Source organism: uncultured Stenotrophomonas sp. (assembly GCF_913778665.1).
In the GTDB taxonomy this organism is placed as follows: Bacteria; Pseudomonadota; Gammaproteobacteria; order Xanthomonadales; family Xanthomonadaceae; genus Stenotrophomonas.
Genome location: NZ_CAJYVQ010000008.1, coordinates 26,020 through 50,009, shown reverse-complemented (window position 1 = coordinate 50,009; position 23,990 = coordinate 26,020). Strand labels below are relative to the sequence as shown.

The 23,990-nt window shown below is 66.9% G+C and carries 22 protein-coding genes; 5 read left to right on the top strand and 17 right to left on the bottom strand.

All coding sequences use genetic code 11. The annotated features are described in order from the left end of the window. Positions 1-11 precede the first annotated feature (11 nt). Positions 12-398, top strand: a complete 387-nt coding sequence (locus QZ853_RS09010) for a transposase (RefSeq protein WP_295572136.1) — start codon at positions 12-14, stop codon at positions 396-398. Here QZ853_RS09010 and smeF read toward each other — a convergent pair. From smeF to smeD, 3 genes are read right to left on the bottom strand one after another with little or no spacing between them, the layout of a single operon-like run. Next, positions 296-1,696 carry a multidrug efflux RND transporter outer membrane subunit SmeF gene (gene smeF, locus QZ853_RS09005; protein ID WP_295572134.1) on the bottom strand — a complete coding sequence of 467 codons (1,401 nt, stop codon included), beginning with the start codon at positions 1,694-1,696 and terminating at the stop codon, positions 296-298. The two genes, QZ853_RS09010 and smeF, sit on opposite strands and share 103 nt — an antisense overlap. Before the next feature lie 57 nt (positions 1,697-1,753). Further along, positions 1,754-4,876, bottom strand: a complete 3,123-nt coding sequence (gene smeE, locus QZ853_RS09000) for a multidrug efflux RND transporter permease subunit SmeE (RefSeq protein WP_295572132.1) — start codon at positions 4,874-4,876, stop codon at positions 1,754-1,756. Between the two features lie 12 nt (positions 4,877-4,888). Continuing rightward, complete coding sequence (gene smeD / locus QZ853_RS08995) at positions 4,889-6,073, bottom strand: multidrug efflux RND transporter periplasmic adaptor subunit SmeD (RefSeq protein ID WP_295572130.1); 1,185 nt, start codon at positions 6,071-6,073, stop codon at positions 4,889-4,891. Between the two features lie 207 nt (positions 6,074-6,280). Between smeD and smeT the strand changes: the two genes are divergently transcribed. After that, positions 6,281-6,940, top strand: a complete 660-nt coding sequence (gene smeT / locus QZ853_RS08990) for an efflux transporter SmeDEF transcriptional repressor SmeT (protein ID WP_295572127.1) — start codon at positions 6,281-6,283, stop codon at positions 6,938-6,940. Between the two features lie 114 nt (positions 6,941-7,054). Here smeT and hslU read toward each other — a convergent pair whose 3' ends face one another. The 8 genes from hslU to QZ853_RS08950 all read right to left on the bottom strand — a co-directional run bounded on the left by hslU (position 7,055) and on the right by QZ853_RS08950 (position 14,555). After that, positions 7,055-8,428, bottom strand: coding sequence for an ATP-dependent protease ATPase subunit HslU (hslU, locus tag QZ853_RS08985; protein ID WP_087924230.1), 1,374 nt, complete (start codon positions 8,426-8,428; stop codon positions 7,055-7,057). Between the two features lie 60 nt (positions 8,429-8,488). Continuing rightward, positions 8,489-9,040 carry an ATP-dependent protease subunit HslV gene (gene hslV / locus QZ853_RS08980; protein ID WP_005411093.1) on the bottom strand — a complete coding sequence of 184 codons (552 nt, stop codon included), beginning with the start codon at positions 9,038-9,040 and terminating at the stop codon, positions 8,489-8,491. 85 nt (positions 9,041-9,125) lie between these two features. Further along, the gene (xerC, locus tag QZ853_RS08975) at positions 9,126-10,022 is read right to left on the bottom strand and encodes a tyrosine recombinase XerC (RefSeq protein ID WP_295572124.1); all 897 of its coding nucleotides are present in this window, start codon (positions 10,020-10,022) and stop codon (positions 9,126-9,128) included. Between the two features lie 16 nt (positions 10,023-10,038). Continuing rightward, positions 10,039-10,713 (bottom strand): DUF484 family protein, encoded by a 675-nt coding sequence (locus QZ853_RS08970; RefSeq protein ID WP_295572121.1) that lies wholly within the window; start codon positions 10,711-10,713, stop codon positions 10,039-10,041. Next, a complete protein-coding gene (gene dapF, locus QZ853_RS08965) occupies positions 10,710-11,561 on the bottom strand; it encodes a diaminopimelate epimerase (RefSeq protein WP_295572119.1) in 852 nt (283 codons plus the stop codon). Before dapF ends, QZ853_RS08970 begins: the two co-directional genes overlap by 4 nt. Further along, the gene (locus QZ853_RS08960; protein ID WP_295572116.1) at positions 11,554-11,805 is read right to left on the bottom strand and encodes a lipoprotein; all 252 of its coding nucleotides are present in this window, start codon (positions 11,803-11,805) and stop codon (positions 11,554-11,556) included. The genes dapF and QZ853_RS08960 overlap by 8 nt, the downstream gene beginning before the upstream one ends. Before the next feature lie 157 nt (positions 11,806-11,962). Next, entirely contained in the window at positions 11,963-12,388 is a 426-nt protein-coding gene (locus QZ853_RS08955; protein WP_295572114.1) for a YbaN family protein, read from the bottom strand. A gap of 55 nt (positions 12,389-12,443) precedes the next feature. After that, complete coding sequence (locus tag QZ853_RS08950) at positions 12,444-14,555, bottom strand: S9 family peptidase (protein ID WP_295572112.1); 2,112 nt, start codon at positions 14,553-14,555, stop codon at positions 12,444-12,446. Positions 14,556-14,746: 191 nt separating this feature from the next. Here QZ853_RS08950 and QZ853_RS08945 point away from each other — a divergent pair, with 191 nt between their 5' ends. Further along, a complete protein-coding gene (locus QZ853_RS08945; protein ID WP_295572109.1) occupies positions 14,747-15,940 on the top strand; it encodes a pyridoxal phosphate-dependent aminotransferase in 1,194 nt (397 codons plus the stop codon). 43 nt (positions 15,941-15,983) lie between these two features. Here QZ853_RS08945 and QZ853_RS08940 read toward each other — a convergent pair whose 3' ends face one another. Further along, positions 15,984-18,080 (bottom strand): prolyl oligopeptidase family serine peptidase, encoded by a 2,097-nt coding sequence (locus tag QZ853_RS08940; protein WP_295572106.1) that lies wholly within the window; start codon positions 18,078-18,080, stop codon positions 15,984-15,986. A 69-nt stretch (positions 18,081-18,149) separates the two neighbouring features. Further along, positions 18,150-18,476 carry a hypothetical protein gene (locus tag QZ853_RS08935; RefSeq protein WP_295572104.1) on the bottom strand — a complete coding sequence of 109 codons (327 nt, stop codon included), beginning with the start codon at positions 18,474-18,476 and terminating at the stop codon, positions 18,150-18,152. A 127-nt stretch (positions 18,477-18,603) separates the two neighbouring features. Here QZ853_RS08935 and QZ853_RS08930 point away from each other — a divergent pair, with 127 nt between their 5' ends. Continuing rightward, positions 18,604-19,206, top strand: coding sequence for a lipocalin family protein (locus tag QZ853_RS08930; protein ID WP_295572101.1), 603 nt, complete (start codon positions 18,604-18,606; stop codon positions 19,204-19,206). Positions 19,207-19,308: 102 nt separating this feature from the next. Here QZ853_RS08930 and QZ853_RS08925 read toward each other — a convergent pair whose 3' ends face one another. The 3 genes from QZ853_RS08925 to QZ853_RS08915 all read right to left on the bottom strand — a co-directional run bounded on the left by QZ853_RS08925 (position 19,309) and on the right by QZ853_RS08915 (position 22,083). After that, positions 19,309-19,998, bottom strand: a complete 690-nt coding sequence (locus QZ853_RS08925) for a methionine ABC transporter permease (protein WP_049411008.1) — start codon at positions 19,996-19,998, stop codon at positions 19,309-19,311. Next, entirely contained in the window at positions 19,995-21,002 is a 1,008-nt protein-coding gene (locus QZ853_RS08920) for a methionine ABC transporter ATP-binding protein (protein WP_295572098.1), read from the bottom strand. The genes QZ853_RS08925 and QZ853_RS08920 overlap by 4 nt, the downstream gene beginning before the upstream one ends. Before the next feature lie 184 nt (positions 21,003-21,186). Continuing rightward, positions 21,187-22,083: a DMT family transporter gene (locus QZ853_RS08915; RefSeq protein ID WP_164136586.1), complete on the bottom strand. Its 897-nt coding sequence runs from the start codon at positions 22,081-22,083 to the stop codon at positions 21,187-21,189. A 91-nt stretch (positions 22,084-22,174) separates the two neighbouring features. On the opposite strand from QZ853_RS08915, the gene QZ853_RS08910 reads away from it, so the two are divergent. After that, the gene (locus QZ853_RS08910; RefSeq protein WP_164136587.1) at positions 22,175-22,657 is read left to right on the top strand and encodes a YajQ family cyclic di-GMP-binding protein; all 483 of its coding nucleotides are present in this window, start codon (positions 22,175-22,177) and stop codon (positions 22,655-22,657) included. A gap of 35 nt (positions 22,658-22,692) precedes the next feature. Here the strand turns inward: QZ853_RS08910 and QZ853_RS08905 are convergent, their stop codons facing one another. Then, complete coding sequence (locus QZ853_RS08905; RefSeq protein ID WP_295572093.1) at positions 22,693-23,790, bottom strand: helix-turn-helix domain-containing protein; 1,098 nt, start codon at positions 23,788-23,790, stop codon at positions 22,693-22,695. Between the last annotated feature and the right edge of the window lie 200 nt (positions 23,791-23,990).

Sequence of the window (23,990 nt, the reverse complement as noted above, 5' to 3'; positions counted from 1 at the left end):
AGCACCGGGCCATGCCCGGCGAGCGCGATACCCCGAAGAATCCCACACGCGCCATCGCCCTCGGCCGAATGCCTGACCATCTGCATTGGCTGAAGCAGGTGCGCGGCGGATCACTGCCGCGCCGGATTGGAACGGTGAAATCCCGCAGCAGCCGGTTGCTGGGGCAGCAGTTCGGCATGCAGACGTCTTTGTGGCAACCGAGCTATTTCGATCACGCGGTCCGCCCCAGACGCCAGGCATGCAGGAACGAGAAGCCGCCGGGCGAGGCCTGGCGCTACCGCCATCGAATTGCGGCTCAGCTGCGCTCGTGCCAGCCGCCGCCCAGCACCTTGTACAGGGTGATGCGGTTGGCCTGCTGCGCCAGCTGCGCCTGCAGCTGGGTCTGCTGCGCAGTGTAGGCGGTGCGCCGTGCGTCGAGCAGGGTGACGAAGCTGTCCAGGCCCGCGTCGTAGCGCGCCTGCGACAGGCGATTGGCCTGTTCGGCGGCTTCCACCAGGCGCTGCTGCGCGCTCACCTGCTCATCCAGGCTGACATTCAGCGCCAGTGCGTCGGCGGTTTCGCGGAAACCCACCTGGATCGATTTCTCGTACTGCGCCAGAGCGATATCGCGATCTGCATTGGCGATGGCCAGGTTCGCGCGCAGCTTGCCGCCCTGGAAGATCGGGAGGGTGATCTTCGGCAGGAAGCTCCACACACGCGTGCCGCTGTCGAACAGGTTGGACAGTTCATTCGAGCCACTGCCGATGCTGCCGGTCAGCGAGATGCTCGGGAAGAAGGCTGCGCGCGCCGCACCGATGTTGGCATTGGCCGCCAGCAGCTGGTGTTCGGCGGCCATGATATCCGGGCGCTGCAGCAGCACGTCGCTGGGCAGGCCGGCCGGCGGCGGGGCCAGGGCCAGCAGCTGCGGCTCGATGCTGTCCGGCAGCAGCGCCGGATCGAGCTGGCCACCGGCCAACAGGGCCAGGGCGTTGCGGTCCTGGGCCAGCTGGCCACGCAGGCGCGCGGCGTCGGTGCGCGCGGTTTCCACCAGTGTACGGGTCTGGGTCAACTCCAGCGCCGAACTGCCGCCGCGTTCATGGCGCGCTTCGGCCAGGCGCAGCGAATCCTCGTAGGTCTTCAGCGTCGCCTCAGCGATCTTCAGTTGCTGCGCGTCGGCCCCGTAGGTCAGCCACGCGGTGGCGGTCTCGGCCACCAGGCTCAGCTGCGCATTGCGGCGGTTGGCGGCGACGGCGAAGTACTGCTGCAGCGACGCTTCGCTGAGATTGCGCACGCGGCCAAACAGGTCCAGCTCGAACTCGGCCACGCCGACACCGGCGCTGAACTGCTCGGTGACACCGGCATTGGTTCCCTGCCGCTGCATCTGGCCGGTCACTGCCACGCCGGGCACACGATCGGCGCGCTGCACGCGGTACTGGCCACGCGCGCGCTCGACGTTGAGCACGGCCACGCGCAGGTCGCGGTTGTTCTGCAGCGACTGGTCGATCACCTGCTGTAGGCGCGCATCGGTGAAGAAGTCGCGCCAACCGACGGCAGCGACATCGGCCACCTGGCCCTGTGCCGCCTCGGACGGCCACTGCGCCGGAATGGCCGGCGCAACGGCGGTGCCCTTCGGGGCAAGGGTGGAGCAGCCGGCGAGCGTAAGCACGGCGGCGATGGAAAGGAACAGGGATGCACTTTTCATGTGAATGACTTCCATCGGTACTGCCGGAAGGCAGGAGGCGGTGCCGGCCAGCGGCCGGCACTACCGTTTCGATTACGTCGTGGATTTGCGCTTGAACACGCGCTGCACCACCACGAAGAACAGCGGCACGAAGAACACGCCGAGCGCGGTGCCGACGATCATGCCGCCAAGCACGCCGGTGCCGATTGCCTGCTTGGCGCCGGAGCCGGCGCCGGTGGAGATCGCCAGCGGTACCACGCCCATGCCGAAGGCCAGCGAGGTCATCACGATCGGGCGCAGGCGGTCGCGCACGGCATGCATGATCGACTCGATCAGGCCTGCGCCCTTCTCCAGGTTCTCCTTGGCGAACTCGACGATCAGGATCGCGTTCTTGCTGGTCAGGCCCACCGTGGTGAGCATCGCCACCTGGAAGTAGATGTCGCGTTCCAGGCCCTTGAAGGTATTGGCCAGCACCGCGCCGAGAATACCCAGCGGGGCCGCCAGCAGCACCGCGGTCGGCACGCTCCAGCTTTCATACATCGCTGCCAGGCACAGGAACACGATCATCAGCGACAGTGTGTACAGCAGCGGCGTCTGCGAGCCGGCCTGGCGTTCCTGGTAGGACATCGCCGTCCACTCGATGCCGAAGCCCGCCGGCAGCTGCTTGGCCAGCTGCTCGATCTCGGCCATGGCGTCACCGGAGGCGACACCCGGGGCCGGTTCGCCCTGGATTTCCATCGCCGACACACCGTTGTAGCGCTCCAGACGCGGCGAACCGTAATCCCAGTGCTTGGTGGCGAACGCGCTGAATGGCACCATCTCGCCCTTGTCGTTCTTCACGGACCAGAGATCAAAGTCCTCCGGCACCATGCGGAACGGCTGGTCGGCCTGCACGAACACGCGCTTGACACGGCCGCGATCAACGAAGTCATCGATGTACGAGCTGCCCCATGCGGCAGCCAGCGTGCCGTTGATCTGGTCGATCGACAGCCCCAGCGAGGTCGCCTTGGCCGCGTCGATGTCGATGCGGAACTGCGGCGTGTCTTCCTGGCCGTTCGGGCGCACGTTGGCCAGCTTCTTGCTGCCCGCAGCGAGGCCCAGCAGCTGGTTGCGTGCAGCCACCAGAGCCTCGTGGCCCTGGCCACTGTTGTCCTTCAGGAAGAAGGTGTAACCCGAAGCGGTACCCAGCTCCGGAATGGCCGGCGGCGGGAAAGCGAAGATGAAGGCATCCTTGATCTGGCCCAGTGCTGCCATCGCGCGACCGGTGATCGGCATCACGCCATTGTTGGCGTCACGCTCGCTCCAGTCCTTCAGCTTCACGAACGCCATGCCCGCGTTCTGGCCCATGCCGGCGAAGCTGAAGCCCTGCACCGAGAACACCGAGTCCACCGCATCCTTTTCGTTCTGCAGGAAGTGGTTTTCCAGCGCCGCGATCGATTCCAGCGTGCGTTCCTGGGTGGCACCGACCGGCGCCTGCACCAGCGCCATCAGCACGCCCTGGTCTTCGTTGGGCAGGAACGAACTGGGCAGGCGCACGAACAGCACGCCCATCAGCACGAACAGCGCCGCCACGATGCCCATGAAGCGCCACGGACGATGGATGATGCCGCGCACGCCGCGCTGGTAGCGTTCGCTGGTGCGGTCGAAACCGCGGTTGAAGCCATTGAAGAAGCGACCGGCCAGGCCGCGGTGGGCAACATGGTGCTCGCCCTTCTTCAGCGGCTTGAGCATGGTCGCGCACAGCGCCGGGGTCAGCACGATCGCCACCAGCACCGACAGCGCCATCGCCGACACGATCGTGGCCGAGAACTGGCGGTAGATCACGCCGGTGGAACCACTCATGAAGGCCATCGGCACGAACACCGCCGACAGCACCAGGCCGATGCCTACCAGCGCGCCGGTGATCTGGCCCATCGACTTGCGGGTCGCTTCAAGCGGCGACAGTCCTTCCTCGGACATGATGCGCTCGACGTTCTCCACCACCACGATGGCATCGTCCACCAGCAGGCCGATCGCCAGCACCATCGCGAACATGGTCAGCATGTTCACGGAGAAGCCGAGCATCGCCAGCACGCCAAAGGTACCCAGCAGCACCACCGGTACGGCGATGGTCGGGATCAGGGTGGCGCGGAAGTTCTGCAGGAACAGGTACATCACCACGAACACCAGCACGATCGCTTCGAGCAGGGTCTGTACCACGCCCTTGATCGACACGCGCACGAACGGGGTGGTGTCGTACGGGATCTCGGCCTTCAGCCCCGCCGGGAAGAAGCCCTTCATGTCTTCCAGCGCGGCGTCTACGCCGGCGGCGGTATCCAGCGCGTTGGCGCCGGTGGCCAGGGTGACCGCCAGGCCGCTGGCCGGCTGGCCGTTGTAGCGGGTAACGAAGTCGTACGATTCGGCACCCAGCTCGACGCGGGCGACATCGCCCAGGCGCAGTTCGGCACCGTCCTGTGCACCGCGCACGATGATGTTGCGGAACTGTTCCGGCGTCTGCAGGCGCGACTGCGCGTTGATGGTGGCATTGAGCTGCTGGCCCTTCACCGACGGCGCACCGCCGAGCTGGCCGATCGCCACCTGCGCGTTCTGGGCCTTCACCGCTGCGGTCACTTCAGCAACCGACAGGCCGTAGGTGTGCAGCTTGTTCGGGTCCAGCCAGATGCGCATTGCGTACTTGCCACCGAACACCTGGATGTTGCCCACGCCCGGCACGCGGCTCAGGCGGTCGACGACATTGGAGCCGACGTAGTCGGCGATGTCGTTGGCGTCCATGCTGCCGTTCTCGGACACGAACGCAATGACGTTCAGGAAGCCCGAGCTGGACTTGGCCACGTTGATGCCCTGCCGCTGCACTTCCTGCGGCAGCAGCGGCATGGCCAGCTGCAGCTTGTTCTGCACCTGCACCTGGGCGATATCCGGGTTGGTGCCACTCTCGAAGGTCAGGGTGATGGTGGCCTGGCCGTTGGACGAGCTGTTGGAGGAGAAGTAGATCAGGCCATCAAGGCCCTTCATGTTCTGCTCGATGATCTGCGTCACCGAGTCCTCGACCACCTTGGCCGATGCACCCGGGTAAGTGGCGCTGATTTCCACCGCCGGCGGAGCGACGTTGGGGTACATCGAGACCGGCAGCTTGAACAGGGCCAGGCCGCCAGCGAGCATGATGATGATGGCGATGACCCACGCGAAGATGGGTCGATCGATGAAAAAGCGTGCCATGGGGTTCTCCGCTTACTTCGCGTCGCCGGCCGGGGCGGCAGGCTGGGCGGCGGCTGCCGGCTTGGCCGGAGCAGCGCCCTTCTCGGTGGCCTTGACCGGCATGCCGGGGCCGATCTTCTGCAGGCCTTCGACGATGACCTTGTCGCCGGCCTTCAGGCCGTCCTCGACCAGCCACTTGTCACCGACCGTGCGGCTGACCTTGACCGGGCGCACTTCAACCTTGTTGTCCTTGCCGACCACCATCGCCGTGGTGTCGCCCTTCGGATCGCGGGCGATGCCCTGCATCGGCACCAGCACCGCATCGCTGCGCACGCCGCCGCCAATCACCGCGCGCACGTACATGCCCGGCATCAGCAGACCGTCCGGATTGTCCACCTTCACGCGCAGGCCGAAGCTGCCGGTGGCCGGGTCGACGCTGACTTCGGAGAACTCCAGCGAACCCTTGTGCTCGAAGGTGCTGCCGTCTTCCATCAGGATGCTGACCGGCAGGGTCTGGTTGTCCTGCAGGCGGCCGGCAGCCAGTTCGCGGCGCAGCTGCAACAGCTCGGCCGAGGACTGGGTCAGGTCGACGTAGATCGGGTCCAGCTGCTGCACGGTGGCCAGCGCATTGGCCTGGCCGGCGCTGACCAGCGCACCCTGGGTGACGCTGGACTTGCCGATGCGGCCGCTGATCGGCGCGGTGATGCGGGCATAGCCGAGGGTGACGTTGGCCGCGTCCAGCGAGGCCTTGGCGGCACCGACGTCGGCCTCGGCCTGCTTCTGCGCGGCCACGGCGTTTTCCAGATCCTGCTGGCTGACCGCGTCGACCTTGGCCAGCTCGGTGATGCGCTTGGCGCTGAGGCGGGCAGCGTTTGCGGTGGCTTCGGCACGGGCCAGCTGGGCGCGGGCGCTGTTGGCCTGGGCGCGGTAGCTGGCGTCCTCGATCTGGTAGAGCGGTTCGCCGGCCTTGACCATGCCGCCCTCGGTGAACAGGCGCTTGGCGACGATGCCGCTGACCTGCGGGCGCACTTCGGCGACCAGGAAGGCATTGGTGCGGCCCGGCAGTTCGCGGGTCAGGCCCACGGTCTCGGACTTCAGCGTGACCACAGTGACCTCGCCCGGTCCCTGCTCGGGGGCCTGGGGTTGGCCGCCGCAGGCAGCCACGGTCGCGGCGATGGCCAGCGACAGCGCGATGGGTCGGATTCGGCTCAGCAACATGACGGAAAGACTCTTAGGGAAAGGAATCTCAAAAAGCGCTGATACCGGCCGAAAGCGCCAGCAGGCAACGCTCACCGGCGGGAAGCAGCAGCCCGAACGGCCTGCCACGCACACGGCGGGAATGATGGGACGGAAATATACATACATGCTTGTTTGTTTGTAAACCGGTACAATTCAGCCACGTTTCACCTGCACTCGTACCCACCCATGGCCCGCAAGACCAAAGAGGACACCCAGGCAACCCGGGAAGGCATCCTTGACGCCGCCGAAGCCTGCTTCCATGAACACGGCGTGGCCCGTACCACGCTGGAGATGATCGGTGCCCGCGCCGGCTATACCCGTGGCGCGGTCTACTGGCATTTCAAGAACAAGGGCGAGGTGCTGGCCGCGATCGTCGAGCGCGTGCACCTGCCTTTCATGCAGGAACTGGAGCGCACCGCCAGCGACCAGCGCGACACGCCGGTGCACGACCTGCGCGCGGTAATGATCCACTCGTTCATCGAGTTGTCCGAGGATGAGCGCCTGCGCAAGACCATGGAGATCATGCTGCGCAGCGATGCCTCGGCCGACACCAAGGTGCTGACCGAACTGCAGCAGGCCGGTTTCCGCGATGCGCTGGAGCGCATGGAGCGTGCGCTGCGCCGGGCGGGCGACCTGGGCCAGCTGCGCGACGGCGCCGACCCGAAGATTGCTGCGCGCATGCTGCACGCGACGATCCTGGGCGTGCTGCACGGCGCGATGGTCGAACCGGACCTGATGGACCTCAAGCGCGACGGCATGCTCGCGCTGGACATGACCCTGGCCGCGTACGTGAAGGACGGCGTGTTCGTGCCGGGCACGGTGCCCGAGCCACTGCCGGAGGCGTGAGGGTCGCCGGGCGTGGCCCGGCGCTGCCGTGGTAGATCCACGCCATGCATTGATGCGAACGGACAAACAAAAAAGGCCGCCTTTCGGCGGCCTTCTGCTGTGGGGAACCTGGCATTACAGGATGTAGCGGCTCAGGTCCGGGTCCTGCACCAGCTCACCCAGGTGTGCATCGACGTAGGCGCTGTCGATGGCCAGGGTCTCACCGTCGCGGTCCGGTGCCTCGTAGCTGAGCGAATCCAGCAGGCGCTCCAGCACCGTGTGCAGGCGACGCGCACCGATGTTTTCCTGGCGCTCGTTCACCTGGAAGGCGATCTCGGCCAAGCGCTCGATGGCGTCGGCGGTGAAGCTGACCTTGACGCCTTCGGTGGCCAGCAGCGCTTCGTACTGCTTGGTCAGCGCGGCCTTCGGCTCGGTCAGGATGCGCACGAAGTCACCCTTGCTCAGCGCGCCCAGCTCGACGCGGATCGGGAAGCGGCCCTGCAGCTCCGGAATCAGGTCGCTGGGCTTGGCCAGGTGGAACGCGCCGGAGGCGATGAACAGGATGTGGTCGGTCTTGATCGTGCCGTACTTGGTGGACACGTTGGAGCCTTCCACCAGCGGCAGCAGGTCGCGCTGCACGCCTTCGCGCGACACGTCGCCACCACCGACGTTGTCACCGCGCTTGGCGACCTTGTCGATCTCGTCGATGAACACGATGCCGTGCTGCTCGCAGGCTTCGATCGCCGCGGTGCGGATGTCGTCTTCGTTGACCAGCTTGCCGGCCTCTTCCTCGATCAGCAGCGGACGCGCGGCCTTGATGGTCAGCGTGCGCTTGTGCGCCTTGGCGCCGCCGCCGAGGTTGGCGAACATCGACTTCAGCTGCTGGCCCATTTCCTCCATGCCCGGCGGGGTCATGATGTCCATGCTCACGTTCGCGGCCAGGTCCAGCTCGATCTCGCGCTCGTCCAGCTCGCCGTTGCGCAGCATCTTGCGGAACTTGATGCGGGTCTCATTGTCCTGCGCCGACGGCTCGTTGCGCGCCACTTCCGGATCGAAACCGATGCCACCGCTGCGGCGTGGCAGCAGCGCATCGAGGATGCGGTCTTCGGCGCGTTCTTCGGCCTGGGTACGCACGCGCACCTTGGCCTGTTCGCGATAGAGCTTCACTGCGGTATCGGCCAGGTCGCGGATGATCTGCTCCACGTCCTTGCCGACATAGCCGACTTCGGTGAAGCGGGTCGCTTCGACCTTTACGAACGGCGCGTTGGCCAAGGTGGCCAGGCGGCGCGCGATCTCGGTCTTGCCGACGCCGGTGGGGCCGATCATCAGGATGTTCTTCGGCATCACTTCATTGCGCAGCTCAGGGACCAGCTGCATGCGGCGCCAGCGGTTGCGCAGGGCGATGGCCACCGCGCGCTTGGCGTCGTGCTGGCCGACGATATGCCGGTCCAGTTCCTGCACGATCTCGCGCGGGGTCATGGTGGCGGAGGAAACTTCGATCTTCGACATGGATGTGCTCACGGATTCGTTGTCGGTAGCGCCGGGCCATGCCCGGCGGATCGGGAGGCGTTACAGCTCCTCGACCACCACGTTGCGGTTGGTGTAGATGCAGATGTCACCGGCAATGCCGATCGCCTCGCTGGCGATGGTGCGTGCATCCAGCTCGGTGTGTGCCATCAGCGCACGCGCAGCCGAAAGGGCGTACGAGCCACCGGAACCGATGGCGATGATGCCGTCCTCCGGCTCGATCACATCGCCGGTGCCGCTGATGATCAGCGAGGTTTCCTTGTCGGCCACGGCCAGCAGGGCTTCCAGCTTGCCCAGGCGGCGTTCGGTACGCCAATCCTTGGCCAGCTCGACGGCGGCGCGCTGCAGCTGGCCATGCTTTTCCAGCTTGGCCTCGAACAGCTCGAACAGGGTGAAGGCATCGGCGGCGGCACCGGCGAAGCCGGCCAGCACCTGGCCATCGCGGCCAAGGCGGCGCACCTTGCGCGCGTTGCCCTTCATCACGGTGTGGCCCAGCGTGACCTGGCCGTCGCCAGCAATGGCCACGTGCTCGCCGCGACGGACGCAGACGATGGTGGTGGCGTGGAAAACGTTGGGGTTCTGACTGGGGTCCATGATGCCTCCGGGGTGACAGAACCAGAGGTGGGGACTGCCCCGCGTCCTTCAAGCCACCCGCGACCGGCTGCCGCAGGCACAACGTTCAGCTTTCTCCGCCGCCCGCATTGCCGTTGCGGCGCTTGGCGCGCGGATGCGCGGCATCGTAGACCTTGGCCAGATGCTGGAAGTCGAGGTGGGTGTAGATCTGCGTGGTGGCGATGTCGGCGTGGCCGAGCAGCTCCTGCACGCCACGCAGGTCACCGGACGATTCCAGGATATGGCTGGCAAAACTGTGCCGCAGCATGTGCGGATGCACGTGCTTGAACAGGCCCTGGCGTTGCGCCAGCTGGCGGATGCGGATCTGCACCGCGCGCTGGCTGATCGGCCCGTTGCGCCCGGGAAACACCGGCGAGGCCGGGCCGCCACCGCTTTCCGCACGCCACGCCTGCAGCGCTTCGCGTGCCGGCCGCCCGAACGGTACGCGGCGCTGGCGGTTGCCCTTGCCCATCACGTTGACCAGGCCACTGGCGAAATCCAGGTCGCGCCAGGTCAGCGCACAGACTTCGCTCAGGCGCAGGCCGGAGGAATAGAACAGCTCAAGCAGCGCGCGATCACGGCGGCCGAGTTCACCTTCGGGTTCCAGTTCAACCAGCTGCACGGCTTCATCGGCATCCAGCACCTGTGGCAGCCGCCGCGGCGCACGCGGTGCCTTCAACGTGGCCGCCGGACTGGCCTCGATGCGCCCGTGCTTCAGCAGCCATGCGTAGAAACTGCGGCAGGCCGACAAGCGCCGCTGCAGGCTCTTGGCCGACAGACCGCGCCGGTGTTCATCGGCCACGAACTGGCGCACAGCCTCGGTATCCAGTGCCTCCACCGCCACGCCGCGCGGCTCAGCCCAGACCGCCAACGCGTCGAGGTCGCGGCGGTAGGCGTCGAGCGTATGCGCCGACATCCGCCGCTCCACCTGCAGGTGCTGCAGGAAGGCCTGTACCGCGCTCATCGTCGTGATGTCCTGCTCAGTCCGCGAAGCGCTTCAGACCGGTGGTGAGGGCATCGCCCATCATGCGCAGGAACAACGTGCCCATGCCCGGATAGAAGCGGTTCGGGTCGTGGCTGCCGACCGCGATCAGGCCGACGCCCGGCAGCGGCAGCAATGCGGTGGTCTGCACTTCCTCGCTGCGCACGCCGTACAGCACCGTGTTCTTTTCCGCTTGCAGGCGGCCGCAGATCGGCTCGCCATCCTTCAGGCAATCACGGAACGGCGCCAGCTGCGGATCATCGGCAGCAATCACCTGCAGCCAGTCGGCCTGCTCCAGCCCGGGCACCGGCGCGTGCACCACCAGCCGCACCAGGTCGCCGGCGAAGTCTTCATGCAATGAAGCCGCCATCGCACGCAGGGTGTCGGCAGCATTGTCCTGCTTCATCAACGCCAGAGTCAGCTGATGCGTGCGCACCGCCAGGCGTTCGTTGACCTGGGCGGTCGCGCCCAGGTCGGCCAACCGTCGCGCCAGCTCGCGGTTCTTCTCGCGCAGCACTTCCAGCTGATAGCTGGCCAGCGACGCGGTCGGGCCGTCATCGCGCGGCACCACCAGGGTCAATGCCAGGTCGGGGAACTGCTTGAGGAAACCCGGATGGCGCCGCAACCAGGCAGCGACTTCGTGGGCCCCGAGCTTGTCGACGGTTTCGGTCATGCGATCCACTCCCCTTCGAAGACGAATGCGGTCGGGCCCGCCATCACCACCGGCTGGCCATCGCCCGGCCACTGGATGCGCAGATCGCCACCGGGCAGGCTGATGCGTGCATCACGCTGCAGTCGGCCGCGCTGCATCAGGGTGACCGCGGCGGCGCAGGCGCCACTGCCGCAGGCCAGGGTTTCGCCGACGCCACGCTCGAACACGCGAAGGCGCGCATGTTCCGGGCCCATCACCTGGGCAAACCCCACGTTCACCGAACGCGGGAACGACGCATGCTGCTGCAGCAACGCGCCGACGCGCTCGACCGGTGCCGCATCGATCAGGCCCACTTCGATCACCGCATGCGGGTTGCCCATCGACACCGCAGCGAACCGCACACTCTCGCCCTGCAGCGGCAACAGGTATTCCTCGCGCGGATGGGCAAAGCCCACCAACGGCACGTTGGCCGGTTCGAACGCGGGCACGCCCATGGTCACCGCGAACTGGCCATCACCCAGCACCCTCACTTCATGGCTGGCCAGCGGGCTGTCGATGACGAACACGTCGCCCTGCGCACTGCCCTCGCGTACCAGCCAGGCAGCAATGCAGCGCGCACCGTTGCCGCACTGCTCGGAGTTGGAACCATCGGCATTCCAGATCCGGTACGACGCCACCGAGCCTTCCGCACGCGGCGCTTCGATCGTCAGGATCTGATCGCAGCCAACACCGGTATGACGGTCAGCCAGGCGCGCGGCCCGCTCGGGCGTCGGCGGCAGCGTGCCGTCGCGCAGGTCGATCACTACGAAATCATTGCCCGCGCCGTGCATCTTGCTGAAGCGCAGCGCCTTGGAACCGGCCTTACTCATTCCCGCCGTCCACCGGCTTGATCGGGTCCGGGGTGACCGAGGGGCTGCCGTCGCTGGTCGGCTGGGTGGCGGCCGGGGGGGGCGTCGGGGTCGCTTCAGGCGCGGCCGCCGGTTCCACGGTCTCTTCCACCGGCACCGGCTTCTGCGGCAGTACCAGCGGGCCCTTGTTGCCGCAGGCGGCAAGGAACAGCAGCGAGGCCGCTGCCAGCGGAATCAGGATGACGTTTCGATGGGGGATCTTCATGCCCCGAGTATAGCCATTGGTGGCTGAGCGGTTGGTAGAGTCGATTGTTAGTCGACCATCGCGCGCAGCGCAGGGTTTCGCGGCCGTTGCAAGAGCAGTCGACTGACAGTCGACTCTACCCCTTACCGCCCCCTCGGGCGCCGCTGGCGGGCCATGTTCAGCCCTCCGGCGGCGGCAATGGCCGGGTCCACAGCCAGATCGCCACCACGGTCATGCTGCCGATCGAGAACCACTTCACCCAGGCGATCGGCACGCACCACAGCATGATGCCGGCGCACACCGCCATGGTGATCGTGGCCATCCACTTGCCGTAGCGGCTGACCGCGCCATGGGCCTGCCAGTTGGCAATGGCCGGGCCGAAGCGCGGATGCTGCAGCAGCCAGTTGTGCAGCCGCTCGGAACCACGCGAGGCGGCCCAGGCCGAGATCAGGATGAATACGGTGGTTGGCAGCCCCGGCACGAAGATGCCGACGATGCCGGTGCCCAGGCTGGCGTAGGCCAGCAGCCACCACGCCCAGCGGAAACGCACCACGCGCGACGTCGTGGTGGCGTCGCGAGGGGCGGAAGGATCTGGCGCGCTCATGGCCGCAAGGATACCGGTTCAGGGTGCCAGGCAACGCCCGGCACCCCGTTCACCGTCACGGCTGGGCGATGCCCAGCTGCTGCAGCACGAACGCATACGACTCGGACAGTTCGCGGTAACGCTGGAAGCGCCCCGACTTGCCGCCGTGGCCGGCTTCCATGTTGGTGCGGAACAGGATCGGGTAATGGCCGGTGTTGTCGTCACGCAGCTTGGCCACCCACTTGGCCGGTTCCCAATACTGCACCTGCGAATCCCACAGGCCGGTGCCCACGAACAGCGCCGGGTAGGCCTGCTTCCTGACGTTGTCGTAGGGCGAGTAGGACAGCATGTAGTCGTAGTACGGCTTCTGCTCCGGATTGCCCCACTCGTCGTACTCGTTGGTGGTCAGCGGAATGGTCGGGTCGAGCATGGTGGTGACCACGTCGACGAACGGCACCTGCGCCACCATCACGCGGTAGTCCTGCGGCGCCTGGTTGGCCACCGCGCCCATCAGCAGGCCACCGGCGCTGCCGCCGGAGGCCGCCACGCGATCCTTCGACGCCCAGCCCTGCGCCACCAGGCCACGGGTGACGTCGATGAAGTCGTTGAAGGTGTTCTGCTTGTGCAGCAGCTTGCCGTTCTCGTACCAGTCGCGGCCCATTTCCTGGCCACCGCGGATATGGGCGATGGCATACACCACGCCACGGTCGAGCAGGCTCACCGCGGTCTGGTTGAAGTACGGGTCCATCGACATGCCGTAGCTGCCGTAGGCGTACTGGAACAGCGCGCCCTGGCCGTCCTTCTGGTAACCCTTGCGGTAGACCAGCGACACCGGCACCTTCACGCCATCGCGCGCGGTGATCCAGACGCGGTCGGTCTCGTACTTCGAGGCGTCATAGCCGATCACCGGCTGCACCTTCAGCTGGCGCCGCTCGCCGGTGGCGGTATTCAGTTCGAACACCGTGGTCGGGGTGGTCATCGAGGTATAGACGTAGCGCAGCCACGGCGTGTCGGCCTCGGTGTTGTCACCCAGGCCCATCGAATACGCCGGCTCATCGGCCTTCACGTAGTCGCTGCGACCATCCTTGAACAGCAGCCGGATGCGCTCCAGGCCCTGCGAACGCTCGGCGATGGCGGTGTAGCTGTCGAACAGCTCAAAGCCTTCGATGAACACGGCATCGTCGTGCGCGATCCAGTCCTTCCATTGCGCGCGCGAGGTCGCATCTGTCGGTGCGGTGACCAGCTTGAAGTTCTTCGCACCGTCGTTGGTGCGGATCACCCAGCGGCCGTCGTAGTGGTCGGCGTCGTACTCCACATCGCGCTGGCGCGGCGCCAGCACGGTAAACGTGGTCGGGTCGCTGGCCGGGGCATAGCGCTCTTCCGAAGACACGGTGCTGTGCACGCCGATGGTGATGAAGCGATCGTCGCGGGTGCGGCCGATGCCCATGTAGAAGCTGTCGTCCTTCTCTTCGTAGACGACGGTGTCGGCGCTGGCCGGGGTGCCCAGCACGTGCTTCTTGACGCGTACGGTCAGCAGCGTTTCGGGGTCGTTCTCGACGTACAACACGGTGCGGTTGTCGTCGGCCCAAACCAGGTCGCCGGAGCTGCCGGTGATCACGTCGGGCAGCACCTTGCCGGTGGCCAGGTCCTTGAAGCGGATCGTGTACTGGCGGCGGCCGACGTCATCATCGGCCCAGGCCAGCAGCTGGTTGTCCTGGCTGACTTCCATCGAACCGACGCTGAAATAGCCCTTGCCGGCGGCCATCGCGTTGACGTCCAGCAGTACTTCTTCGGCGGCCTCCATGCTGCCCTTGCGGCGCGCATGGATCGGGTAGTCCTGGCCGGTTTCGAAGCGGCTGTAGTACCAGTAGCCGCGCTCGCGCGCCGGCACGCTGGAGTCGTCCTGCTTGATGCGGCCGACGATCTCCTTGTACAGGGTGTCTTCCAGCGGCTTCAGCGGGGCCAGCAGCTGGTCGGCGTAGGCATTCTCGGCCTGCAGGTAGGCCAGCATGTCCTTGTTCTCGCGCTTGTCGTCGCGCAGCCAGTAGTAGTCATCGTTGCGGGTCGCGCCGAACGGCGCCTTGACCACATGCGGATGCTTGGCAGCGTCTGGCGGAACAGGCAGGGGAGCGGCGTTGGCAGTGGTGGTCATCAGGCTGGCGAGCAACAGGCAGAGGGTGGATTTCATGAAATATGGCTCCAGGTGCATCAATGCAATGGTCTTCGACGGGGTCAGATCCCTTTACCCGATGAGGGATCTGACCCCAATCGCGGGGATGCGGCAACCCTGCGGATCGTCATGGTGCGGTTTCTGCCGGGGTCAAAGCCCTTTTGCAGTCAAACGGGATCCGACCCCGGCGTGCGGCGTACCATGGGCACATGAGTACCCTGCCCCACACGCCGGGCTACAGCCGGCGCAGTCATGAAATCGCCCCGTTCCACGTGATGTCGCTGCTGGCCCGCGCGCAGGCGCTGGAACAGGCGGGCCACGATGTGATCCATCTGGAGATCGGCGAGCCGGACTTCACCACCGCCGAACCCATCGTGCGCGCCGGCCAGGCCGCACTGGCTGCCGGCCACACCCGCTATACCGCAGCACGCGGCCTGCCGGCCCTGCGACAGGCCATCAGCGGCTTCTATCGCAGCCACTACGCGCTGGACATCGACCCCGAACGCATCCTGGTCACCCCCGGCGGCTCGGGCGCACTGCTGCTGGCCAGCAGCCTGCTGGTCGATCCGGGCCGCCACTGGCTGCTGGCCGACCCCGGCTACCCGTGCAACCGCCATTTCCTGCGTCTGGTTGAAGGCGGCGCGCAGCTGGTGCCGGTCGGGCCGGAGACCGCCTATCAGCTCACCCCAACGCTCGTCGAGCAGCACTGGAACGCGGACAGCGTCGGCGCGCTGGTCGCCTCACCGGCCAACCCCACCGGCACCGTGTTGTCCGCTGACGAACTGACGGCCCTGTCGAAGACGCTGCAAGCGCGCGGCGGCCACCTGGTGGTGGACGAGATCTACCACGGCCTGACCTACGGGCTGGACGCGCCCAGCGTGCTGCAGGTGGATGACAGCGCGTTCGTGCTGAACAGCTTCTCAAAGTACTTCGGCATGACTGGCTGGCGGCTGGGCTGGCTGGTGGCGCCGCCGGCGGCGGTGCCCGATCTGGAGAAACTGGCGCAGAACCTGTACATCAGCGCATCGAGCATTGCCCAGCACGCGGCGCTGGCCTGCTTCAGCGAGGAATCGATGGCGATCTTCGAGCAGCGCCGCGAAGCGTTCCGGCAGCGCCGCGACTTCCTGCTACCCGCGTTGCGCGAACTGGGCTTCCGCATCGAGGTTGAGCCGCAGGGCGCGTTCTACCTGTACGCCGATGTCACCGCGTTCACCGACGACGCGCAGGCGTTCTGCGCGCATTTCCTGGAAACCGAGCATGTGGCATTCACCCCGGGCTTGGATTTCGGCTTCCACCGTGCCAACCAGCATGTGCGGTTGGCATACACGCAGGAAGTGCCGCGGTTGCAGGAGGCGGTGGCGCGGATTGCGCGCGGGTTGAAGCGTTGGCAAGGATCACGTTGACGGTAAAGAAGAACGCCGCCCGGGGGCGGCGTTCTCCATTCCATCACTTACCGCCGAGGCGTTCCCACAGGAAGCTGTAGGCCAGCGCCGACATGTGTGCGGCCTGCGCGTTGTTGGCTGCACCGCCGTGGCCACCTTCGATGTTCTCGTAGTAGGTCACGTCCTTCCCGGCGTCGATCATCTTCGCCGCCATCTTGCGGGCATGGCCCGGGTGCACGCGGTCATCGCGGGTGGAGGTGGTGAACAGCACCGGCGGGTAGTTCTTCTTCGCGTCAAACAGGTGGTACGGCGAGAAGGTCTTGATGAACTCCCAGTCGCTGGTGTCGGGGTTGCCGTACTCGGCCATCCACGAGGCGCCGGCCAGCAGGTGGCTGTAGCGCTTCATGTCCAGCAGCGGCACCTGCACCACCACCGCACCGAACAGTTCCGGGTACTGGGTGAGCATGTTGCCGGTCAGCAGGCCACCGTTGCTGCCGCCCTGCACGCCCAGGTGCCTGGCGGTGGTGATCTTGCGCTTGACCAGATCGCGTGCCACCGCGGCCATGTCTTCATAGGCCTTGTGGCGGTTCTGCTTCAGCGCCGCCTGGTGCCAGCGCGGGCCATACTCGCCACCACCGCGGATGTTGGCGACCACGTACACGCCGCCCTTGTCCAGCCAGGCGCGGCCCATGCCACCGGAATAGCTCGGGGTCAGCGAGATCTCGAAGCCACCGTAGCCGTACAGCAGGGTCGGGTTGGAGCCGTCGAGCTTCATCGCCTTGTCGTGCACCACGAAGTACGGCACGCGGGTGCCATCCTTGCTGGTGGCGAAGTGCTGCTCGATCACCTTGCCCTTGGCATCGAAGAAGGCCGGCATGGTCTTCAGCGTTTCCGGCGCCTGGCCGATTTCAGCCAGTGCCAGCGTGGTCGGGGTCAGGTAGTCGGTGGCGGTCAGCCACACCGCGTCGCTGTCATTGCTGTCGACCGCGGCCACGCCCAGCGTGCCGAAGGCCGGCGCACCGACGAAGCGGCTGGTCTGCCAGCCGTTGGCGCCCGGGGTCAGCACCGACAGGCGGTTCTTGACGTCGTCCAGCACGTTCAGCACCAGATGGCTCTTGGTCCAGGTGGCGCTGGCCAGCGAGGTGGTCGCGGTCGGGGTGAACAGCACGTCGAATTCGCGCTTGCCGGCCAGGAAGTCGTCCAGCCGGGTCGCCAGCAGCGAACCCGACGCATAGGTCTTGCCACCGACCGTCCACGGATCACGCAGTTCCAGGGTCAGCCACTGTTTGTGCAGGCCCTTCTCGGCCGAGTTCGGCGCGTCGATCTTGGTCAGCGTGCCATCGTCGCCACGCAGGTAGATCTCGTTGTTGTAGAACGCCAGCGTGCGGCTGACCAGGTTGCGTTCGAAGCCCGGAGTGTCATCGTGCATCGCCGCGATGTACATGTCTTCCGGCTTGCCCTCGTAGACCACGCTGGCCGAGGCCATCGGCGTACCGCGCTTCCACAGCTTGGCCACGCGCGGGTAGCCGGAAGTGGTCATCGAGCCCGCGCCGAAGTCGGTGTAGACGAACACCGTGTCGCGATCGATCCAGTTGAGGCCACCCTTCGATTCCGGACGGAAGAAACCGTCCTTGATCCAGGTCTTGTTGGCCAGGTCGAACTCGCGGGTGACGTCGGCATCGGCACCACCACGCGACAGTGCGATCAGGCAGCGGCTGTAGTCCGGGCGCAGGCAGTCGGCGCCGTGCCAGACCCAGTTTTCGCCCTCGGCCTTGTTCAGCGCATCCAGGTCGAGCACGGTTTCCCACTGCGGCGAGGCCTTGCGGTACTCGGCCAGGGTGGTGCGCCGCCACAAGCCGCGCTCGTGCTGCTGGTCCTTCCAGAAGTTGTAGTAGTAGTCGCCGATCTTCTGCACGGCGGGAATCTTGGCGTCGGAGTCGAGCACCTCGCGGATGCTGGTCTCCATCTGCTTGAAGGCCGGGGTCTGCGCCAGGCGCGCCTCGGACTTGGCGTTCTGTTCCTTGACCCAGGACAGCGGCTTGTCGCCGGTGACGTCCTCAAGCCAGGCGTAGCGATCGGTGTCTTCAGCGGCCACGGCGGTCCCCACCGAGGCAGCGGTCATCATGCCGGCCAGCAGGCAGGCGGAAGCGAGTCGTGACATTGCAGCTCCAGGCAGTCATAAGCCGGGGAACGCTAGCACGGATCGCCACGGCCGCCCCCGTGTCGAAGGTCAGGCCGCGGCCGTCGAGCCACGGCGGCCACGGGCCGCACCACGGGTGCGGCGGCGCGCCTGTCCACCGGTACGACGCGCCAGCCGCAGCCACGACAGGCGTGGCAGCGGGAAGCGCAGCAGCGCCCACCATGCCGCCAGCGGCATGCCCACCAGCCACATCGGCAGCCAGCCCAGCCAGGCGTTGCTGCCACGCGCCGCTGGCCAGACCAGTACCAGTGCCAAACCGGCCAGGGCCACCTGCTGCACGCTGCGCAGCAGGCGTGGGTCGGCGCGCTCCAGGCTGACGCGTTCAGTTGCGGGGCGGCGGACGGAACGTATGTTCATGCGGCTTCTCCGGTGGACAATGCAACACAGCTTGGGCAACGCCCTTCTCACAGGTTGCGACACCATTGACGGATCGCGTGCACACAGTCGACCATGCGCGTGCAAGCCCACTGGAGCCCGCTCCCGCATGACTTCGATCCGCCCGCTCTGCGCCGTGCTGTTGGCCCTGTCCCTGGCGGGCTCCGCCGCGGCTGCCAGCGAGCCGCCCTCGCCCCGCGCCGGCGCCTCGCGCGCAGCCGCCCTGGACGCGCCGATCGACCTCAAGCGCTTCATGGGCACCTGGTATGTGATCGGCCGCGTGCCGAACTTCATCGAACGTGGCCACGTCGCCAGCGTCAACGAGTACGAACTGCGTGACACGCACAAGGTCGGCATCACCTACCGTTACCGCGATGGCTTCGGCGAACCGCTGCAGGAAGTGCGTGCCCGCGCCAGCGTCGATCCGGACAGCGGCAACCACAGCTGGCGTACCTGGTTCTACCGCGTCGTGCCGACCCATTCGCGGGTGCTGGAAGTCGCACCGGATTATTCCTGGGCGCTGATCGGCTACCCGGGCCGTGAAATGGCCTGGATCTTCTCGCGCACCCCGGACATGGACAAGGCGCTGTACAAGGAGCTGGCCGAGCGCCTGCGCGACGAGTACGGCGTGAACACCGACAAGCTCAAGCGCGTGCCGCAGCACCCGGAGCAAGTGGGCAAGCTGGGCTACGAAGTGCCGAACGCGCGCTGATCGCACGTGGAATTGCCGGCCAGCGACCGGCACTGCTGTTTCCATGCAATGGCGGTAGAGCCGGCCGCTGGCCGGCAACCCTGATGCGGCCGGGGCGCCTCGCTACTTGCGGCTGTAATGCGCGACCAGGCGGTCGCCGAGCATCTGCAGCAGCTGCACCAGGATCAGCAGCACCACCACGGTGACCAGGGCCACGTCCGTACGGTTGCGCTGGTAGCCTTCGCGCAGCGCCAGATCGCCCAGGCCCCCGGAGCCGATGGCACCCCCCATGGCGGTGAAGCCGACCAGGGCCACCGTGGTGACCGTAGCGGCCGCGATCAGGCCCGGCCGGGCTTCAGGCAGCAGCACCCGGGTGACCAGCTGCCAAGTGGTGGCGCCCATCGACTGCGCCGCCTCGACCACGCCGCGGTCCACTTCGCGCAGGGCGGTTTCGACCAGGCGCGCATAGAACGGCGCCGCGCCGATCACCAGCGCCGGCAGCGTGCCGAGCACGCCGATCGACTGGCCCATCAGCCACAGCGATACGGGAATCAGCACCACCATCAGGATGATGAAGGGCACCGAGCGCAGCAGGTTCACCACGATCGCCAGCACGCCGTAAGCCAGCGGCCGGCGCTTCATCTGCGGCGCACCGAACACATACAGCAGCACGCCCATGGGCAGGCCGATGGCCAGGGTGAGCGGCAGCGAGCCGGCCATCATCAGCAGCGTCTCGATGGTGGCCTTGCCGATATCCACCCATTTGTCCGCATCCAGGTGGCGGAAGAAACCTTCAGCAGTGGCGACGATCATCGACGCAGTTCCTCAACATGCACGCCGGCGGCCACGAACGCGGCCTGCGCGGCGGACTGGTCGCCGCCCACCAGGGCGACCACCAGCTGGCCATACGGGGTGTCCTTGATCCGGTCGATCCGGCCGGACAGGATGTTGTAATCGACGCCGGTCTCGCGCGCGACGCTGCCCAGCAAGGGCTCGTAGGTGTCGCCACCGAGGAAGGTCAGGCGCACGATGCGGCCGCCGACCACGTCGAAATCACGGTGCAGCGCGCCCTCGTCCACATGCTCCGATTCGCTCACGAAGCGGCGCGTGGTGGGGTGCTGCGGGTGCAGGAACACCCGGGTGACCGGTCCGGTCTCGACCATCTGGCCGGCGTCGAGCACGGCGACGCGGTCGCAGACGCGGCGGATCACATCCATTTCGTGGGTGATCAGCACGATGGTCAGGCCCAGCTCGCGGTTGATCTTCGACAGCAGCGACAACACCGACGCTGTGGTCTGCGGATCGAGCGCGCTGGTGGCTTCATCACACAGCAGGATCTGCGGACGGGTCGCCAGCGCACGCGCAATGCCTACGCGCTGCTTCTGGCCACCGGACAGCTGCGCCGGGTACTTCTGCGCATGCGCTTCCAGGCCCACGGTCTGCAGCAGCTCGGCCACGCGCACGTCGATCTCCGCCCTCGGCGTGCCGGCCAGTTCCAGCGGGAACGCCACGTTGCCGGCCACCGTGCGCGAGGACAGCAGGTTGAAGTGCTGGAAGATCATGCCGATGCGCCTGCGCAGCGCGCGCAGGCCGTCCGCGTCCAGTGCAGTGACATCCTCGCCACCGATCAGCAGACGGCCACCGCTGGGCTCTTCCAGGCGGTTGATCATGCGGATCAGGGTCGACTTGCCGGCGCCGGAATGGCCGATGATGCCGAATACCTCACCGGCCTCGATGGTCAGGTCCAGCGGTTGCAGCGCGCTGACTTCGCGGCCGGCAACGGCATAGGATTTGTGCAGGCGCTGGAACTCGATCACGGGCGTGGCTCACCGGCTGGGTGACGGAAGGGGGCGTGCAGCCTACCAGCGCTGGCGCTCGCGCGCCCGCGCCATGGGCCAGAATGTTATTCCTTTTGGTTCTAAGGGCGCCGTGAAGCCTCGTGATCGGCAGTGCCGGCTGCTGGCCGGCAACTTCAGCGCTCCCTCCGGCACCACCCCACGATCAGGGATGATCCAGCGGCTTCGGCGGTTCCTGCCGGTTGACCCGCTCGCGGTGCAGCAGGTACAGGCCCGAAGCCACGATGATCGCGGCCCCGACCCAGGTGTAGCCGTCCGGCAGCTGGCCCCAGAAGGCCAAGTCCCAGCCGATCACCCAGACCAGGCCGCTGTACTCCAGCGGCGCGATCATCGACGCTTCGCCCAGCTGGAAGGCCTTGGTCAGAGCGATCTGGCCCAGCGCCCCGGCCAGGCCCATGCCGGCAATCAGCGGCGCATGCGCCAGCTGCAACGGCACCCAGCCAGGAAGGGCCAGCAGGCCGGCACCGATTGCCATGATCACCAGGAACCAGACCACCATCGACTGCGACGTATCGGTGCGGGTCAGCAGGCTGACCGTGATCGCGGCCACGGCATAGGCCGTCGCCGCAGCCAGCACCATCAGGCCGGGCACCGAGATGAAGCCATCCACGCCCGGCCGGAGCACCACCAGCACGCCGATCAGGCCGATGCCGATGGCCACCCAGCGCCGCGGCCCGACCCGCTCACCCAGCAGCGGCACCGACAACGCCGCGATCAGCAGCGGCGCAACGAAGTAGATGGTGTAGGCGGTAGACAGCGGCAGATCGCGCAGGGCGAACACGAAGCAGCCGATCATCGCCATGCCCAGCGCGCCACGCAGCAGGTGCAGGCCCCAGCGCCGCGGCACCAGCGAGCGCGGCCCGGCACTGACCAGCACCCACACCAGCACGAACGGCAATGAGGCCGCACCGCGCAGGAAGGTCACTTCCAGCGTGGGATAACTGGCCGACAGCTGCTTCATGCCAGCGTCCATCAGCGAGAAACAAGCGACCGCCGCGACCATCCAGGCCACCGCGCGCGAAGGGGAGCGTTGCACGTTCATGGCCCATTATCGCCGACCGCGCGCCCCGCCGGGCGCCGGGCATGGGCGCCGCGATAGAATGGCCGCCACTGAATTCCGCGGAGCCACGCCCATGCCTTCCTTCGACGTCGTGTCTGAAGTCGACACCCACGAGCTGACCAACGCCATCGACCAGGCCAACCGTGAACTGGCCACCCGCTTCGACTTCAAGGGCGTGGACGCCAGGTTCGAGCGCGATGGCGATGTCATCAACCAGACCGCGCCAACCGAGTTCCAGCTCAAGCAGATGAACGACATCCTTCGTGCACGCCTGGCCGCGCGCGGCATCGACGTGCTCAGCCTGGAGTTCGGCGACATCGAGACCAACCTGGCCCAAGCCCGGCAGAAGATCACCGTCAAGCAGGGCATCGAGCAGAAGATCGCCAAGAAGATCGCCGCCGCGCTGAAGGAAGCGAAGCTGAAGGTGGAGAGCCAGATCAACGGCGACAAGCTGCGCGTGCAGGGCAAGAAGCGCGACGATCTGCAGGACGCCATTGCGGTGCTCAAGGCCGGCAAGTTCGAGCTGCCGCTGCAGTTCAACAATTTCCGCGATTGATCTGCCCGCCGGGCATGGCCCGGCGGACTGCAACATCAATCGCGCAGCAGCTTGTACAGCGTGGTGCGCGAGATGCCCAGCTGGCGAGCGGCCAGGCTCACATTGCCGTCCGCCGCCTGCGCCGCACGGCGCGCCGCCTCACGCTGCTGATCGCGCAGCAGCGGCGCCGCCATCGTCGCCGCTGAAGGCCGTGGCGCGCTGCGGCCAGCGACCCTGCGCGGCGCCTGCAGGTGCTGCAGGTAAACCGCACTGCTCTCGCCTACCCGCACCCGATGCGGCGCTCCGGGTTGCAGCAGGCGTCGCCGCTGCGCAGCGCTGGCACCGGCAAAGACCGTCTCAAGATTCAACAACGGCAATGGACCGCGCCGCGGCAGCCCCAGCAGGCGCCGGGCCACACGGTTGGCCGCACGCAGCTGGCCGTCCTCCTGCACCGCCAGCAGCCCCTGCAGCGACGACGCCAGCCAGCGTGGATCGTGCTGCAGTGCCAGCAGGTGTACATCGCCCAGGTTGTGGAACAGCCGGTTCTCGCTGGCCAGCGCGGCCTGCCGGAAGTAACCCTGCAGCAACGAGGGATCGCGCTCACCCAGGCCGGTGATATCGATCACCCCGCATACCTGCCCATCGAGATCGTGCAGTGGCTCGCTGAGGCAGAACACCGGGGCGAAACGCTGCAGGTAGTGTTCATTGCCCCGTACCAGCGCAGGCAGGTCGTCGGCCAGGCTGACTGCCGGTGCCGTGGTGCCGATCTCGCCCTCGCCCAGCCTCCGCCCGACCTGGATCGGCCGCAGCAGCGGCGCATCTTCCAGGCCATGGGCCTGCTGCGCGATCACCATGCCCTCACGGTTGGCACAGAACATCGTCCAGCCACGCCCGCCAAAGGCGGCCCACAGCTGCTCCAGCTCCGGCCGCACGCAGCGCGCCAGCCGACGGTCGCCGGGATCGGAAAGATGCCGGCCATCACCCAGCAGCGGACGGTAGTCCGGCTCCTGCCCGGGCAGCAGGCCCGCCGCGCGCGAACGCACCCATGACTGCTGCAGCGGCAGTGGCAGCACGCCCAATGAACGCGCATCGCCCTCGGCGAAGGCGGCACGTGCCGCCACCAACTGCTGCTGCCCGACTGTCGTGGCCATCATGGAAGCAGCGTACACCCGTCGGCGGCAACGCCACGTTACGCTCCGACAACGGATTGTTTCCGCCAACGGTTCAAACACGGGGTCAGAGCCGTTTTCCTTTGGAAAACGGATTCGACCGCGTGCCGACCAACGGTCGGCGTCCACCAACAGCAGAGGGAACCTGTCGAAGGCGGGGTGGGTCCGGTTGCGGGGGTGTCAGC